Origin of the sequence: Chryseotalea sp. WA131a, from assembly GCA_025370075.1 — a bacterium.
Lineage (GTDB): Bacteria > Bacteroidota > Bacteroidia > Cytophagales > Cyclobacteriaceae > ELB16-189.
Genome location: CP073016.1, coordinates 441152 through 458939, shown reverse-complemented (window position 1 = coordinate 458939; position 17788 = coordinate 441152). Strand labels below are relative to the sequence as shown.

Annotated in this window: 15 protein-coding genes and 1 pseudogene; 9 read left to right on the top strand and 7 right to left on the bottom strand. The window is 40.3% G+C overall.

Annotated elements, in window-relative coordinates:
* The 7 genes and pseudogenes from KA713_02195 to KA713_02165 all read left to right on the top strand — a co-directional run bounded on the left by KA713_02195 (window position 1) and on the right by KA713_02165 (window position 5857).
* Complete coding sequence (locus KA713_02195; protein ID UXE67439.1) at window positions 1–1584, top strand: D-aminoacylase; 1584 nt, start codon at window positions 1–3, stop codon at window positions 1582–1584.
* A 350-nt stretch (window positions 1585–1934) separates the two neighbouring features.
* Window positions 1935–2621 carry an HAD family hydrolase gene (locus tag KA713_02190; GenBank protein ID UXE67438.1) on the top strand — a complete coding sequence of 229 codons (687 nt, stop codon included), beginning with the start codon at window positions 1935–1937 and terminating at the stop codon, window positions 2619–2621.
* A gap of 234 nt (window positions 2622–2855) precedes the next feature.
* A complete protein-coding gene (locus tag KA713_02185) occupies window positions 2856–3158 on the top strand; it encodes a hypothetical protein (protein ID UXE67437.1) in 303 nt (100 codons plus the stop codon).
* Entirely contained in the window at window positions 3119–3412 is a 294-nt protein-coding gene (locus KA713_02180; GenBank protein ID UXE67436.1) for a hypothetical protein, read from the top strand. Before KA713_02185 ends, KA713_02180 begins: the two co-directional genes overlap by 40 nt.
* 324 nt (window positions 3413–3736) lie before the next feature.
* Window positions 3737–4069, top strand: a complete 333-nt coding sequence (locus KA713_02175) for a hypothetical protein (GenBank protein ID UXE67435.1) — start codon at window positions 3737–3739, stop codon at window positions 4067–4069.
* Between the two features lie 8 nt (window positions 4070–4077).
* Window positions 4078–4506 (top strand): hypothetical protein, encoded by a 429-nt coding sequence (locus tag KA713_02170; protein UXE67434.1) that lies wholly within the window; start codon window positions 4078–4080, stop codon window positions 4504–4506.
* Window positions 4507–4787: 281 nt separating this feature from the next.
* A pseudogene (locus tag KA713_02165) lies at window positions 4788–5857 on the top strand (IS3 family transposase).
* Between the two features lie 171 nt (window positions 5858–6028).
* Here the strand turns inward: KA713_02165 and KA713_02160 are convergent.
* The 7 genes from KA713_02160 to hslU all read right to left on the bottom strand — a co-directional run bounded on the left by KA713_02160 (window position 6029) and on the right by hslU (window position 14151).
* Window positions 6029–6508, bottom strand: a complete 480-nt coding sequence (locus KA713_02160; GenBank protein UXE67433.1) for a hypothetical protein — start codon at window positions 6506–6508, stop codon at window positions 6029–6031.
* Between the two features lie 26 nt (window positions 6509–6534).
* Window positions 6535–7365 (bottom strand): hypothetical protein, encoded by an 831-nt coding sequence (locus KA713_02155; protein UXE67432.1) that lies wholly within the window; start codon window positions 7363–7365, stop codon window positions 6535–6537.
* A gap of 205 nt (window positions 7366–7570) precedes the next feature.
* Complete coding sequence (locus KA713_02150) at window positions 7571–8485, bottom strand: hypothetical protein (GenBank protein UXE67431.1); 915 nt, start codon at window positions 8483–8485, stop codon at window positions 7571–7573.
* A 96-nt stretch (window positions 8486–8581) separates the two neighbouring features.
* Complete coding sequence (locus KA713_02145) at window positions 8582–9262, bottom strand: two pore domain potassium channel family protein (GenBank protein ID UXE67430.1); 681 nt, start codon at window positions 9260–9262, stop codon at window positions 8582–8584.
* 69 nt (window positions 9263–9331) lie between these two features.
* Window positions 9332–10363 (bottom strand): DUF4421 family protein, encoded by a 1032-nt coding sequence (locus KA713_02140; protein UXE67429.1) that lies wholly within the window; start codon window positions 10361–10363, stop codon window positions 9332–9334.
* A 127-nt stretch (window positions 10364–10490) separates the two neighbouring features.
* Window positions 10491–12194, bottom strand: coding sequence for a hypothetical protein (locus tag KA713_02135; protein UXE67428.1), 1704 nt, complete (start codon window positions 12192–12194; stop codon window positions 10491–10493).
* 562 nt (window positions 12195–12756) lie between these two features.
* A complete protein-coding gene (gene hslU / locus KA713_02130; GenBank protein ID UXE67427.1) occupies window positions 12757–14151 on the bottom strand; it encodes an ATP-dependent protease ATPase subunit HslU in 1395 nt (464 codons plus the stop codon).
* Between the two features lie 246 nt (window positions 14152–14397).
* Here hslU and KA713_02125 point away from each other — a divergent pair, with 246 nt between their 5' ends.
* Together KA713_02125 and KA713_02120 are read left to right on the top strand one after the other, a co-directional pair.
* Window positions 14398–15567, top strand: coding sequence for an ATP-binding protein (locus KA713_02125; protein UXE67426.1), 1170 nt, complete (start codon window positions 14398–14400; stop codon window positions 15565–15567).
* A 120-nt stretch (window positions 15568–15687) separates the two neighbouring features.
* Entirely contained in the window at window positions 15688–17736 is a 2049-nt protein-coding gene (locus KA713_02120; GenBank protein UXE67425.1) for an AAA family ATPase, read from the top strand.
* Window positions 17737–17788: the final 52 nt, after the last annotated feature.

Here is a 17788-nt window from a genome sequence, read left to right as displayed (position 1 = left end):
ATGAAGCATCTCTACGTTTTATTTCTACTTGCCATTATAGGTTGCAATATCTCCAAACCTGAGTATGATATTGTGTTCACGAACGGAACCATTGTGGATGGTTTAGGAAACCCCCGTTTTATCGGTGATGTTGCCGTCAAAGGTGATAAAATTGTACTTATTACTAATAAGAAGATCAATCCATCGAAATCTGACACGGTCATCGATATCCATGGGAAAATTATTTCACCGGGTTTTATTGACAGCCATGCACACATTCAAACAACGATTCATGAGTTTCCGCAGCCGGAAAATTTTCTACGACAAGGCATAACAACAATCTGCGCCAGTCTTCACAGTGGCGATCAACCCTACCCGATTGATACCTATGCCGCTTCCTTAAGAGTAGCTCCAAATGTTGCTTTCTTTTCCGGTTTAAACTGGACCAGAAAGAAAGTGATAGGTTTGGAAAATCGACCTGCCACCAGGGACGAACTCGATAGGATGAAGTATTATGTTGAACAATCGATGAGGCAAGGTGCTTTAGGTTTTTCAGTAGGTCAAATTTACGTACCCGGTCTTTATTCATCTACAGAAGAGATTATTGAACTATCGAAAGTGTCTGCAAAATATGATGGCATTTATATCACACACATGCGCAATGAGGGAAGTGGATTACTTTCTTCCATTCGCGAAACCATTCGCATTGCCAAAGAAGCAAACATGCCCGCGCAAATCAATCACTTCAAAGCAGCAGGAGTTGCCCAGTTTGGATTAGCCAGTAAGGGATTGGAAATTGTTGATTCTGCCAGAAGGGCAGGCATTGATATCACCGTAGATGTATATCCTTACACGGCAGCCAATACTTATTCTTACATCTTGTTTCCATCCTGGGCGCTGGATGGAGGTACTGCCGAATTAGCTAAGCGGTTGAACGACATGAACCTTAATAAGCGAATCGAAGCGGAGATGAAAGACATCATCATGAAAGATGAAACCGGTGAAGACTTATGGCGCATTCAATTCAATAGTATTCCATCCGACACCTTGTTTAATGGAAAAACATTGGAAGACTATGTGAAAGCCAAAGGGTATAAAAATAATCTAACTGGTGGAATACAAGCCATCATTGATCTGGAACTCAAGGGTGGTTTCCTGGCAATTTATCATGAGATGGATGAGCAGGATGTAATCAACATATTGAAATATCCTTATTGTATGATTGAAACAGACGGTGACTTAGTGAATCCTGAGAAAAGTATCTTTCCTCACCCTCGCTCTTTTGGATCCTTTCCAAGGGTGATTGCGCGCTATGTTCGTGAACTGAAAGTACTTAAGCTGGAAGAAGCGATCAGAAAAATGACTTCCATGCCGGCTAACCAAATCAAGCAATACAATCGAGGACGGATTCAGGAAGGCGCTTATGCGGACTTGATTGTTTTTGACATTGATGGGATTCGAGATAAAGCGACTTACACTGATTCAAAACAATTCTCTGAAGGTATCGAGCAGATGCTCGTCAACGGTGTTTTTGTGATAAAAAACTCCAAGCTAACTAACAATACGCCTGGTGTCTGGCTCCGCAATAAAAGTGCAATAAGATAATGCCAATTTATTTTTTTAACGCAGAGCGGAATACAGCAATCTGTTGGCGAATCTACCTCGTGACGCACTAACGCCAAAGAAAGACTAAAAACACGGTGGACGAAAATAGGCACTGTTGCTAACAAAATGCTTCTGCAATAGCGCGGTGACGTGTAAGCTATAAGTGTTATCTTCGTTCCACGTTTGGTGTTGGGGACAGGACGCGGCTTCGAAAACCGCACCACTGCGCAAACACAAATGTTGTGGGCAAGCCATCAGACTGTCTACAACCAGTTGACCTTGTGGTAGAAAAGCCATTGTAAACTAGAACCTTTGTAATCAGCAACATTTTTAAATCCTAAGCAAAAAGTGTGAGAGTAGTAATATTTGATATTGATGGCACTTTGACAAATACTAAAAAGGTAGAGGATAAATGTTTTATGACCGCATTTCTTCAAACATTTGACGTTAACATATTTAATCAAGACTGGGCAGATCTAAACCATGTAACCGATTGGGGAATTACGGAAGAACTTGTAAATATTCATTTAAATAGAGAGCCGACAGCAGACGAATACAAATTGATGATTAATAACTTCATACTCGAGCTACAAAGTGAATTAGTCAAAGACCGTAAACAATTTGATGAAGTTAAGGGGTCGAATCATTTTTTCAATTTCATTAAAACACAGACCGATTGGAAATTGGGGATAGCAACTGGTTCCTGGGAAAAATCAGCTTTACTAAAGCTAAATGCTATTGGACTTGATATAAGCAACATTGCGTTCTCCAACAGCGACCAATTTAAATCTAGAGAAGAAATAACCAAAAATGTAATTGATCAATTAGTTCCAAGTGAAAATATTCACGAACACGACATTATATACTTTGGAGATGGCATATGGGATTTTAAGGCATGTCAAAATCTAGGAATAAATTTTATTGGAATTGACATCTTAGGTGACGATAGACTAAAAAACATTGGAGCTAAGATTGTATTCAAAGACTACTTAGACGTAAATCAAATCATAAATTCTATCAATGACCGACAAGGGTAACATAAACACTAAAAAAGGACACTCTGAATAAATGATCAAAACATTGGACTAGATGTGGCCAGCCCACAACGAAATGTGCTCAATGGTGCGGTGACGTGTAGCTAAAGTTTTTATCTTCGCTCCACGTTTAGTTTCGTGGGACAGGACGCGGCTTCGAAACCGCACCATTGCGAAAACACAAACGTTATGCGTCAGCTTTTGACGACACAACCAACAACAAGTAATACGACCAACATGAAACAATTCTTAGTTATCACACTCACAATTTTTACCTTGACCGGATATGGACAAGATAAATACAATTATGTCCACTTCAATAAAATGACCGAAGTTGTGGGGACAGAATATGTAATTGCTTCAATTGAAAATTGGGGTAAAATGTTGGACACCAAAGCCAGGTATCTGTTATTCATTAATACCAAGACTGGAAAATCCCAGCAAGTTGACTTCCCAAATGACGGTTACTTGAAAAAATTGAACAAGTCAAAATTGATAGTTTGGGCATTAATGAAATCATTGTTTCTGCACAGACAGTAGACCTTGATGGCAAAAGTGGAATTGATTGGCAAGACCCAAAACAAATCATAATCCTTTCAACTGACGGACATGAGAAAGCTCAATTGACCGACAATAAGTTTTTCTCACGGACTTGGATTGTTAACAAACAGACTGGTACAATTGTAATTACTGGGCATTACGACACTAACAACAATAATAAGTACGACAAAACGGACAAAAATGAAATTCACATTTACGACCTGAGGACATTTAAGCTAATTGGCAAAATATGAGAAAAAGCCGAACGCATAACAATAGTGGCTGTTGCACAACCATGAATTTGTGAAAAGCCATCAAATTAGTCCGAGAGATTTCACTGATTTGAATGGTAGAGAATGGCATTTAGGCTGAAAAGTTAGTTGTGCAACAAGCACAATATATTTGCGTCAGGCGGGGTTGACATGTATTTCAAAGTTTTGTTATCTTTATTCCGTTCGGTGCTGGGGACAGGACGCAGTTCCAAATTCCCGCCCGATCGCAAATATTGCCGTTGTGTGCAACTCTAAGAGACAATTCGGTTAACTAAAAGATTGCTATTTTTGCTAACAAATAATTGAATGAAAAAAGCTATTGTTCTTACGTACGATCTCGGATTAAAAGGTGACTATAATGGACTATATACCTGGTTAGACAATCTTGAAGCAAAGGAATGTGGTAACAACGTTGCAGTATTTGTAATGAATTTTAAAAAGAATGACTTTGATTCAATATGTGAGGAATTGAAGAGGGAGATAACAAATAACGTCAAACTCGAGCAAAACGACAGAATATATGTGATTCTTCGAGATTCGAAAGGTATGATGAAAGGGTCATTTATTTTCGGAGGACGCAAAAGATCACCATGGGAGGGTTTCTCAACTAAACAGACTAACTCTCAAGATAATTTCTAGACCGGAGAATGCCTAATAAGATAATACTCACTGATTCATGTTTTTGGTTAGGCCTGATTGACTCAACCGATCAACACCACGAGAAATCTTTGACAGTCGCTGAGTTAATTGAAGATCATCAAATATTACTACCTTGGCCATGCCTGTATGAGACTGTGTCAACTCATTTAACAAGACGCAGAAAACAACTTCTGTTATTTGAACAGCTTATTTCCAAATCAAACATCAAACTTTTTGACGATTCACGTTACCGAGATAATGCTTTCGATCAATTGCTCTTCCTAAACAGACAGACAGGATTTACACACAGCTTAACTGACGGAGTTCTGAGAGAAATACTTATGGACATAAACGTGAATGTTGGCTATTTGGTCACGTACAACAACCGAGACTTCATTGACATCTGTACACAGCGACAAATAGAAATTATTGATTAAGAGCTGCACACAACAATGGTGACTGTTGCACAACTATGAATTTGTGAAAAGTCATCAAATTAGTCCCCGAAATTTCATAGATTTGAAGGATAGATCGCGAGCGTGTAAGCGACCAGTACGAAACCAGCAATGAAAATTGGAAAGGCGAAGCCTTTGCTGATGAGTTGCAACAAGGTAACCACTTCGCCTTTTGTAGCAAACTTAACACCAAAAACGGTTGAAAGCTCCCCCAAAAACAGTAGCGATTATAAATAGAGTTTAATCGTTAAAATTGGGAAGAAATGAAAACAACAAAATTCAATGAGAGCCAAATCGTGGGCATCCTCAAACAGCAAGAACAAGGAAAGAAAGTGGCCGACATCTGCCGGGAGAATGGCATCAGTCAACCTACATTTTATTACTGGAAGAGTAAGTATTCCGGTATGGAGGTGCACCAGCTCAAGCGGGTAAAGGAGTTAGAAGGTGAGTTGGCCCAGTACAAGAAAATTGTAGCCGAGCAGACCTTGCAGATTACCGTTTTAAAGGACATTGTCGAAAAAAAGCTTTAGGGCCTGCCGAAAAACGGGAGTTGATTGACTACTCTACAGAAGAGCATTCCATCAGCATTCGTCAGGTCTGCCAACTGCTGGGCACCCACCCCTCAGTTCACCGTTACAAACCCAAGCCAAAAAATGATGGGCCAATCCGTGAACAACTTCAAATGATGGCAGAACTCCATTGCCGCTGGGGCTTCTGGATGATGTACCACCGGCTGCGGCTATTAAATTTTGGGGACAACCATAAACGCGTCTACCGCATCTACACCGATATGAAACTGAACCTGCGCAGGAAACACAAAAAGCGCTTACCCGCCCGAATTAAACAGCCTTTGCTCCAGCCCCTGCACCATAACCTGACCTGGTCGATGGATTTCATTCACGATGGCCTTTTGCATGGAAAACCATTCCGGGCTTTTAACGTCATCGATGATTTTAACCGTGAAATACTCAACATCACCATCGATACCAGCCTGACCAGCAAGCGCGTGGTCTGTGAACTTGACCGCGTAGTGGAATGGCGCGGGAAACCCGAGCGGCTCCGTGTCGATAACGGCCCTGAGTTTATCGCCCAGGCGCTGAAAGATTGGTGCGGTGAGGGCATCCAACTTGTTTTCATCGAGAAGGGCAAGCCGCAACAAAACGGGTACATCGAGCGGTTCAATCGAACGTACCGCGAAGAAGTACTGGATGCTTATGCTTTTGAAAATCTTAACCAGGCACGGCTCCTCACGCAAGCTTGGATGTGGGTCTACAACAATGAAAGGCCGCACAGCGCCCTAGGCTACAGAACACCTTCGCAGTTCCTGTTGGAATATGGAAAACCCCACCACCCGTTGAGCGGGGTGGAGTTTCCCACATTCCAACAGGATGCCAAGTTCACCTGGAAATCTTTAATTTTGGATGCTACTAAGTAAGGGGAGCTTTCAGATCACCGACTTTATGCCTGGCTTGCGCATAGAAAATTTCTCTAGAACCTGCAAAAATCAAAACTTCATTGCAATCCCAAGTCCTTTTGAATCGACTTGCAAGTTAAAACTTACTCTTGATGCTTGCTTGTATCCACTATTATAATAATCTATTGCCGACTTTGCCCGTTTGCTAAAACCGTTTTGAAATGGGATTGCTACCAAATAACAGGCGACTCCCATGTAGGCGAGATTCCAATTTGGATTATCTCGGTAGATCGACTCGGTTAGCGGCCAAAAAATCAATACGCCACCTACTGCTTTCAAAATTGCTTCGCCCGCGTAATTGAGCGCCAATGGCTTCACAAATTGGGTCATCTTAGGATCGTCTTTGAAAACCTGCATCAATTGAGTAGGCGTCATCTCAATGCCGCATTTTCGATAGGCCTCGTCTTTAAAAAAACGTTTAGGAACTAACTCAATTTGTTCGTTGGCGTTTTGGGCAAAGCAAAGTTGATGGGCAAAAGCCACTAGCGCGATAATCAAGAATTTTTTCATGCAATAGTTAGATTATTTTGTTTGGATTATTTATGATGAAGAGGTGTGCGTTTGATTAAATATTTCAACGTAGTTTCATATGCATTTTCGTTAGGCCAAAAAGAATTATGCGACTGCGCAAACACATTCTGTCCTTGATCTGTATATATTTTCATGTCAACATTAGTATTAAAATTAGCCGTTGAGCTGGAAGAGCCCACACCAAATCCGGAAGTTCGGTTGCCCCTATTTTTTGCGTTAAAGTAATTGGTGCCTGTAGTGGTCGACCCGCGTTGATTGATGGTAACCGTGCAATAGATGATGTATTCCGCCCCAAGTAGTTGCGCAAGATCGTTGGGCGTAAAACCGATAATATTCGCTTCCGTTATCCCGCCCTTTACTAGCAGCGCATTTGTTGTTATGGGATCTTGCAAAATTAATTGAGACGATTCCTTCTTAAGGATATTAAAACAATCCCCTTGCGCCTTTACTGACATTTTCTCATCGCGACTTCCACCACTGCCGATGTATGAAAATGGTAGTATCGCAACCACATTATGGTGATCTTGAATACCCGCTCTTAAAGAATCCTTTCCCACTTGAGGTGACTGAGTGAAAAACTCAATCCGGCCACTTGCAAACTGAATCTTGTTGATGTCTGACTTTTTAAACGTATAGTTTAATGTCTCTCCCTTATGGATAAATTTGATAAACGTGTCGCCTACCTCAGTTACTTGACCTATTTTTTCTTCACCACTCAACATAACTAATTTATCTGTAGCAACTGTTTGGGCTAGACTAAGCTGAGCAATTGAGGTTAGTGCTATTATTATTATTGCTATTGCAAAGGATGCAAAATGAACAGATTTGTTTTTCATGGTACAAGTGTTGGATGAAATTAAAACATTTTTGAAAACATTTCAAATTTTTTGCATTAGCGACAACAAATTTCGTTGTTTAACAATAAACATTAAAATCAAGATCACTATTGAACAAATATCTATGCCAAGGTAATATCATGGAAGTGAAAATCTTGAACCAATCAGTATCCTAAATCAATGATAAGGTTTGTGTTAGTTGCGATCATTTTAAATTATAATCGTCCCTCAAAAGCTTGAGTAACTTTGCATTGATTTCAATATATTCTTGTAGCTGAATTTTCTGGGTAGTATTAACAACATTTTCATTATAAAATGATAAAATACTAACTATGCTCTTCCTGTCAATTTCATTTGGGTTATTTAAGTGAAATGGAACAATTTCCATACTTCTTTCATAAGCAGCTAAACCATCAAAAATAGTCTTACTCTCTTTTCTAATTTCATTGTGAAAATTATAATCATAATGTTTGATGAGCAAGGGATTTATATATTGTAATCTGATTTCCAATTCTAGTTCATGTCTATAATAGATATTTTTTATGGCTATATTTAAATCTCCAGCTAAATTTTGAAATTCCTCATTTTTGAAATACCGTAGAGAGCCTGAGTTACTTAGTTGATCGAGTATTACTGTTCTTGGTTCAAATTGAGTAGGTGAAAGAAAGTTAAGCCCATATATAAAATTAATAGCAAATTCTTTAGGGACATTCGTCAGGCTGCTATCACGGAAATAGCTAATCAGATATTCTAATGCAGCTTCCTGCTTAAGCTTGTTTTGGCCTTTTACTCTAGCTGTAATCGAATCATTCTTGATTTCCTGATAAAAACTTTTAGCCAATTCCTTTGCCCATTCGTTTTCCAATTTATGCTCCAATTGATAATGGGCATAAAAACCGCTAAAAATCGCAAGGAATAACATTAAAAACTCCCAAAAATAATGTTTCCAATTTTTCTTTCCATGGTTTGAATGCGAGTGATGATGTACTTCCATATTCTTTGCTTCTTTATTTGACTCCTTAGTTTCTGTTTCTTTTGGTTGAATACTATTTTCTGAAAGGTTTTCTGATAAAGTATTGTTTAACTCATCAATTTTCTCATCGTCTGTTTTGTCTGTCATTTTTTCAATGTTAAGTTTTCTTTAATTTTTGCCAGTATCACGCACAACGATACAATTTGTTAGAGGATTTTTTTGCACACTACCCAAATAATTTCATCAGTCAACGTTTTGATATTTTGAATGTCCTTTGTGTGAATTAACTAGTTTTGCGATAAAAATCGCTGGAAATAGCTGGCCAATAAGTGTTTCGAAAATTACTAAGGTTCTTGCTAAGGGCTCAATGGCCGTCACATCTCCGTAACCCGTGGTGGAAAGTGTAATAAAACTAAAGTAGGAAAGGTGCTCCATTGCATCTTCAACGATGGGCTTACCTCCCAACAGAAAAGAGTTCGGGTTTATTAAGTCCACTGCCATATATAGCGCAGTCCACATTTGTGCAAGCAATAAATAGGCTGCAACACCTCCAATGATCTTGTTCGTTGTCATTTGGTTGCCATCGAAGATAGTTGCAAAGATGACTATCAGAACACTGATTAGATAAACCGCTGTTGCCAAAAGATACACCACTTGAAAGGTTCGGCTAGAGAAAACTGTGAGTGCAATAGCGAGCAACAACAAAATTGCCGCCATCCCATACCCTACCCTTTTAAGTGTGAGTGAAAGTGTAGAGGCAGCAATGCCGATGATCATAATAAAATAAAAGCCTGTGCGGATCAAGAGAACATGAACTGTTGATGCGCCTGATGAAAACTGAGTGGCTGCAATAACTGCTACAACAATAACCAGCAGCCAGATGAAGCCATATTCTTTGACCCAAAACAAATTTTTAGATGGCATTGGTTAGGTAGAAAAAGTTTCTAATTTTGATTATACAAAACAAATTATTTAAATCAAATTTAAGGCAGTTCATTTATTAAAAATTATTCCAGGCAAATCACCTGCTCGCCATTTTAGAAAACCGCATTCTTTAAAGCGATATCCAACCAAGAGCTTAAAGGTGGCGTTTGAACTGGTAAAAACAATGTCTTCAAATCGGAAACTTCTAGACTGCTGTACAAAATTGGTACCAGCAAAGAAACGCTTACCGTTATAACCAATGCCCACTCTAAAATCTGCAAAGGCGTTTAATATTTGATCATCAGTTTCTCCGTTAATTGTTCGATAAGAAATCCAATGTTGTGCCGGTCCCACTGATAAAGATACATTTACAAAAAACCGCTTTGCCAAAACTAAATTATACGAATAACCAGGGGCGATACTAAATGTGGTACTTGTGATCTCATTAAAATTACCCTTGGTGCCAAAAATTGATTCGTAAAAGGATCCATACACTGTTGAATCAGCTTTTAGATTAAAAAAGTTAAGCGTTCCTGACAACAAAAAAGAGCCACTGCTTTTGAGTTGCCTCTCAGAGAAATTATAAGACGAACGTAACGAAAATCTGTTTTTATTAAATGTATAAATGCCGTTGATACCCGTATTGCCGACTCGAATATCAGGACGTTGTGGAAATGGTGTGTTGGCCGGAATACCTCGTCTGGCATCTTCGCGATAAAAACCCTTGTATGTTTGTGTGAAAAGATCGACTCCCCAGTTTTTGCCCAGCGCATTCAACTGTAAATCACTCACCTTTGACTCCCCAAAAAGATTTTTCTTTTTCTCTTCAATTGGCATGGCAAAAACCAGCTCAAATCCAATTTCGAATACGTACATTCCCACGCCCACACCAATAGTATTGGTGGGGCGATAGGTCAATTTTTCACCACCTCCTGGCTTGTTTTGAATATCAAAGGTGCTTGTGCGCAATTTGATGATTGGCCAAACAAAAAAATGATCGGGGTATCGTTCTACATAAATGGCACGAAGCGAATCTTTCTTTTGGGCCAACGCGGGCAATGAAATGAGTATTGTAAATAGATATAGCAATTGTTTCTTCATGTCTAATCAAACAACACAAGTTATAAAATTTTCATGGCCAAGCATTTTATTCTAAAATCGATTGTGGCTGCTCGCAAATTAGTCATCCTATCTATTTACATAGTCGGCTTAGTTCTAAAAAGGGTTTTTAATAAGGCACAAGTGCAGGCGCCCGAACCAGCAAATCAGAATTCCTGATTTTTAAATTTTCATTAAACTGCGAACCCCAGTTGCCTTGACCAAAATCAGAATTTGGAAAGAAGGTGAAGCGAACCTCTACTGTACCAAAAATAAGGTTTTCATTTCGGAATCGAACGCCAGAACTGATTGCATAGCCCGTCTGTGTACCTCTCGTGCAATTGCCGCAACCAATGGATACCAAATCGGCTCCTACAAAAGGCGCGATACGAAAGCCAATAGGTTTCAACCGGGTGTACAAAGTGGACTCTATTCTTCCTTGAAATTTAGTGCGCCCGTCCAATATAGTGGGAACAAGGCCTTGCAAATCCGTTAGTTTAATCCCGATAGAACCAGAAAGAGTGCGGTTGAAGAGCCCGACATACCCCAACGATAACATGGTCCGGAGTTTATTTTTGCCCATGCTGACTGCCCGTGTATAATAAGTAGCACGAGCATTTACAACCGCATCTTCCAGTGAATTGTAGTTGGTGCTGTAACTTCCGGTTTGCAACTCGAACCGAAAGATATTACCGATCAGGTTTACCCATGAGTACTTCAGTTTTGCACCTAGGTAGCTTCGGCTTTGCGCTAATTGAGTAGTATAACCAGCGGTAAACGATAACGACAACCCCACTGGCACATCCTCTGTGCGGCCAAATCCAAAGATGTAACGGGTTTTGTAAAACTCTTGCCGATAAATCGTAAACTCACCTAAATAAGCAAGCAGCCGGGTTGATTGAAATTGCCCACCCAACTCAAGTTCTCTAAATTGATTCAAGATATCTCCATCAAAATACCGCACTGCAAAAAAGTAGCGAAATTGATTTTCCAACTTTTGGCCAACACCAAAGTTGTAACCGATCCAATAGTCGGCCATGTTGTATCGATAATTCTGGAATATACTGTCAGGCTTTGAAAAGAGATTTCGCGACCAGTTTTTACTAAGATCTATACCACCCGCCAATCTGGAATAAGGAGAAACCAATGGCCTATTGAGTCGAATAGAATAGGAGTATTCACTTTCCAGCCCTATGATTGTCCCTGTTTTCAATTCCGAATAACCTAGCTCTAAATCTACCAAGGTTCCGAGCAAGCTACTTTTCCGAAAAAAACTCGACCACCCAAATGTTGGGTTTCTGCCAGGGTCATAAAGCCCTGTAAATATTAATCGTTGACCTCGACCCAAAAAATTATTATCGTAAACTCCAAATTGCGGAGCAGTTGGAATGCTTCCACCCAAGTTGAAACCTAAGCTAAACACATCGCGCGTAATCACGGTAATATCTACGGAGTCTGAACCTTCTGAAGTTGGTGTTACCACCATGCGGCAATCCAATATGAAATCACGGTCGCGCAGGTAACGCTCGTTGTCGGCCAATAAGAAAGGGTTTAGAGGTTTGTTTTTGTGAAAAAACAAATGTTTTCGAACTGTTGCTTCGCGAGTCCTTCTATGCAGGCCGTTGGCCACCCTATTCACAAAAGCCTCTGTGCGATGCATGCTATCATAAATCGATTTTTCAAAACCAATCTGCTGAATGTATATATCCCGTATAATCTTGTTTTGAAAAGGTAAAAAGGCTTCTGCATTTCGAATGTTTACTGTGGTATCACTGGGTATGGTGGTGATCAACTTTAGCCCTTCCAGGTAAGCTTTTTTGACGATCCTATTCACTCCCTTACCTGAGTCCGCCCTTTGGCCAACCAATGGAGAGGGGAAGAATAGGGCCCCAAAAAAAAGAAATGCAAGAATTCGATTCACGTTCATTAACCAACTCAAAAAAAGTTTAACAAAAATTCGCTGCAATAAAAACCAAGGTAAAAAAAGTAGTAAATAAGTGAAATGGAAACCACCTGACCCCACGTACCTCCATGCGCTGAACGGTCAACAGATAATTTATTGTCTAGCCGTTAATACGAAGTAGACTGAAAGACTCAACCATACAGGTGATAATTTACTTGGAATCTGTGCTGTAAATACAATGTATTGATATTTTCAGACAATAAAAAGAATCTTGTGTTTAGAATTCATTTGCCAAATCTTTCTCTTCTTACCTCGTTGATAATTATTTTAATCGTAACGTCATGCGATATTGCCCAACCAAATAAGAACTTCACCCTTGCAATCCCAGAGAATGACTATTTCAATAACTATATCTCGCCCACCTTAAACCCTGTATAAAAGAGTAAAGGTTAATAATCAGAACTAACTCAATACGACCGACTTCAGTAGATTACTACAAAATATACTCACTCAAATCTTTATTCTTAATCAATCCACTCAATTTTTCTTTCACCATCGCTTTGGTAATATTTATTTCTGAGGATGGCTTGATTTTATCGGGAACATCAAATAAAAACTCATTCAACAAGCGGCTCATCACGGTGTGTAACCTGCGCGCACCAATGTTTTCAATTTCTGAATTGATGTCAAAAGCCGCTTGTGCAATTTCATCAATGGCATCTTCATCAAAAGCAATCGAAACACTTTCCGAATTAAACAAAGCGTGATATTGTTTTGTGAGCGCATTCTTAGGCTCTTTAAGGATGCGCACAAAATCTTCCTTGTTCAAACTATTCAACTCCACGCGAATGGGGAATCTACCTTGTAATTCAGGAATCAAATCAGAAGGCTTGGAGATATGGAACGCGCCTGCAGCAATGAACAGCACATGGTCGGTTTTAATCACCCCGTGCTTTGTATTGACCGTGCTGCCCTCTACGATGGGCAACAAATCGCGTTGCACACCTTCCCTACTCACATCGGGGCCGCTGCCGCCTTTCTTGCCAGCACCGGAGGCAATCTTGTCTATCTCGTCAATAAAAATAATCCCTGCGTTCTCCGCTTTGCGAATGGCCTCTTCTTTCACTTCGTCCATGTCAATCAACTTCGAGGCTTCTTCTTCCAATAAAATCTTGCGGGCTTCTGCCACTGTTACTTTCCGTTTCTTTCCTTTCTTGGGCATCATACCACTGATCATTTCTTGCAAGTTCATCATTGACACTTCGTCCATCATGCCCGCGCCAATCATACCCACATTGCCTCCACCGCTTTGCTTAATGTCGATTTCAATTTTGCGTTCTTCCAATTCACCATTCTTGATTTTCTCGCGAAACAAATTTCTTGTTCGCTCATTCAGTTCCACATCGGAGGTAGGGACTTCTTCCGAATCGCCATTCTGTATTTGAAACCCTGCCGACTGTCGCATAGGCGGAATGAGCGCATCTAAAATAATTTCTTCCACCACGGCTGCTGCCTTTTCTTTTACCTCCTCTTTTCTCTTCGCCTTTACCATGTTCACCGATTGCTCCACCAAATCGCGCACCATGCTCTCCACATCGCGGCCCACATACCCTACTTCGGTAAATTTTGAAGCTTCCACTTTTACAAAAGGAGCATCGGCAATTTTTGCCAGTCTCCTAGCGATTTCGGTTTTGCCAACACCTGTTGCACCAATCATTAAAATATTGTTGGGGATAATATCATTTTTGATTTCCGACTGCACGTTCATGCGCCTCCATCGATTTCGCAAAGCAATCGCCACATTTCGCTTGGCCTCCATTTGGCCGATGATGTATTTGTCCAGTTCTATTACGATTTCCTGTGGGGTCAATCCTCCAATTTTTTCCATTTGAATTTGATAATAAATTGTAAAGGTAGGGTCTCTTTAACGAATGGAAAAATTTAAATTTAAGAAAGACAAATCTATTGCTCAAACATACAATTAGCGACCACTCATAAATTAACTAATAGTACAATTCTGACAGTCGAATGTATGATTTGTACGAATTGATATTGATTTTTAGCTTAAAATAGGCTATTTTTACACAGAAATAAATATTGAATATCTAGTAATGTATTTATAGCCTTCCCAAAAATGATACAACGAAATGCTGAAAAATGGTTGCGCCTGTTGGCAAAAGAGTTTCGCTCGGTAGCGGTAGTGGGTCCTCGCCAAAGCGGCAAAACCACGTTGGCCAAAGATGTATTTCCTAAAAAGCCTTATGTATCTTTAGAAGATCCTGATGAACGCCTGCAAGCAGAAACCGATCCGCGTTCTTTTTTAGAGCGTTTCAAAAATGGAGCCATCATTGATGAAGCACAGCGTGTGCCTTCGTTGTTTAGTTATCTGCAAAAGATTCTAGACGACACAAAGAAAGACGGTTTGTTCATACTCACAGGAAGCAATAATTTTTTACTGCAGGCGTCCATATCACAAACACTAGCAGGTCGAATTGGCTATATTGACTTGTTGCCCTTTTGCTACGGTGAACTAGAAAAGCTAAATCTGAAAAATATTTCGACCAATCAATTGCTATGGAGAGGTTGCTATCCAGAAATCTACGACCGCAACCGAAATCCAAACCTGTGGTATCCAGCTTACATTCGCACCTATGTAGAGCGCGATGTGCGCCAATTGAAGAACATTACAGACACTATTTCATTCACGCGCTTTCTGCAACTATGTGCCGGACGAATTGGTCAACAATTGAATACGGCCACGTTGGCCAACGAGTGTGGCATTGATGTGCGTACGGTAACTAATTGGTTGAGTATTTTAGAAAGCAGCTATGTTGTTTTTCTACTAAAGCCTCACCACAAAAATTTTAATAAGCGATTGGTAAAGACACCCAAACTTTATTTTTATGATACAGGGCTTGCTTCTTCACTATTGGGTATCAAAACTGAAAATGAAGTGGTGAACTCGCATTTTCGTGGAGCATTATTTGAAAATTTAGTGATAACGGAGTGCTTCAAAAACAAATACAACAATGGGGGTCAAGTGAATTATTACTATTGGCGCGACAATAAGGGGATTGAAATCGATTTATTAATCGAAAGTGGAAAGAAACTATTGCCAGTAGAAATAAAATCCGCACAAACTTACCGAGATGACCATCTGGTTAACATGCACAAATGGAATGGCTATGCAAAACAGACTGGTGGTATATTATTGTACGATGGTCCACAAAGCTTCACCCGCAGCGATAAGATTACAGTAGCAAATTGGAGAGAAATTAGTTCGTTGAGAAGGATCGTGAAATAATCATTAGATTAGCTAAGTCTTTCTACTCATCGCAGAATCTTCGTACCTACATTTTCTTGAACTTAAAGAATTTCACAAATAGAAATTCTACCGTCTTATCTTTGCAGCTTAATCAACTTCATGATCAATAGTAGTAAGCAAGAAGAGTTGGAGTTTCTGGAGTCTATAAAAGAAACGCTTTTGCAAGCCATCAGGCGCATAGACGACCGAGTAAAGAACTATGCCGAAGAATTGCGACAAAAAAAAGAGTACATGCACGAACATCAGTCGAGCATGGATGAAGCGGATAAGGTTTCAGCCGATCAATCCGTCAATCGCATGGCCTCTGCAGGCGAAAATACGGTGACGCGAAAGGGCAAAATGCTAAAGCTGATTGACTCGCCCTACTTCGGTCGCATTGATTTTATCAACAATGATAACCGGGCTGCCATTTACATTGGTATCCATACTTTTTTTGATGATTTACAAAAAGCCAATTTGGTGTACGATTGGCGCGCGCCCATCTCTTCAATGTTTTACGATTTTGAGTTAGGCGAAGCATTCTATCAAACTCCGTCAGGCAAGGTAACAGGCGAGATTGCTTTGAAGCGGCAGTATAAAATCAGGAAGGGAAAGATGGAATTTATGATCGAGAATGCGGTGAACATCCACGATGAGGTGCTGCAGCAAGAACTCAGCAAATCTGCAGACGACAAGATGAAGAACATAGTCGCCACCATTCAGCGAGACCAAAATGCAGTAATCCGAAACGAGTCGGCCACAGTAATGATTATTCAAGGCGTAGCGGGCTCAGGCAAAACATCCATCGCACTACACCGCATTGCGTTTTTGTTATACCGCTTCCGCGATGAGATTCGTGCGAAAGACATCCTCATCCTTTCGCCCAACAAAATATTTTCTGATTATATCAGCAACGTGCTGCCCGAATTGGGTGAAGAGCACATCCCCGAAATGGGTATGGAAGAATTGGCTGTCTACTTGCTTGAAGATAAATACACGTTCCAAACTTTCTTTCAACAAGTTGCTTGGCTATTAGAAAAACCAGATGCTGCTTATATCGAGCGCATTCGCTTCAAAGCATCGTTTGAATTTTTACGCTTTCTCAACCGCTATCTTATCTACATCGAAAACAACTACTTCACCTTCTCCGAACTCCGTGTAGGCAATACCGTTATTCCATTCCCATTTATTCAGGAGCGGTTCAGGGCCTATCACCGAATTCCGCTGTTGAAAAGATTCCCGGAAGTGGTAAAGGATGTGCAGAATCATTTACGCAATCAAGTACAGCGTAAACTCACCGGTCAAGAGAAAACAAAAATCTGGGAAGCCGTGCCACGCATGTTCAAAATCGGAAATGCGTTTGGTTTATACCAAGATTTTTTCAAGTGGTTGGGCAAACCTGAAATGTTTCGCACCATGGAAGAGGACAAGCTGGAATACGCGGATGTATTTCCCTTAATCTATTTCACCATGCGCCTGGAAGGTTTTCAAGCGAATGATTATGTGAAACACTTACTCATCGATGAGATGCAGGATTACACACCTGTGCAATATGCGGTGCTGTCTCGCTTGTTCACCTGCAAGAAAACAATACTTGGCGATGTGGGTCAAACGGTAAATCCGTATAGTGCCTCTTCGGCAGAAGGCATAGAAGAAGTTTTTCCGCAAGCCGAAATCGTAAAACTATTCAGAAGCTATCGGTCTACCTACGAGATAACGACATTTGCACAACAAATCTCAACCAATCCAAACGTTATCGCCATGGAGCGGCACGGAGAAAAACCTACCATAACAGGTTTTAGCAGCGATGCGCAAGAGCTGGAGGCAATCCAATCGCTGCTCGTACAATTCAAAAATTCTACGCACCAATCGCTTGGCATTCTTTGCAAAACCGCCAATCAAGCAAAGCTCATTTTTGATTCATTACGGAAAACGCATAAGGTTCATTTGCTCACTGCAGATAGCACCACTTTTTTCGAAGGAGTGATCATCACCACCCCACATCTCGCAAAAGGTTTGGAGTTTGATGAAGTAATCATTCCGTTTGCATCCGCCCGCAATTACCACACGGCTGTGGATAAGAGCATGCTCTACATCGCTTGTACGCGCGCCATGCACAAACTCTCGATTACGTTTACAGAAGAGATGACCACTTTTATAAGTCGGTGAATTTTTAAATTGTACAAATCTGGTAGTCGAATGCTTAATTTGTACTTGTTTG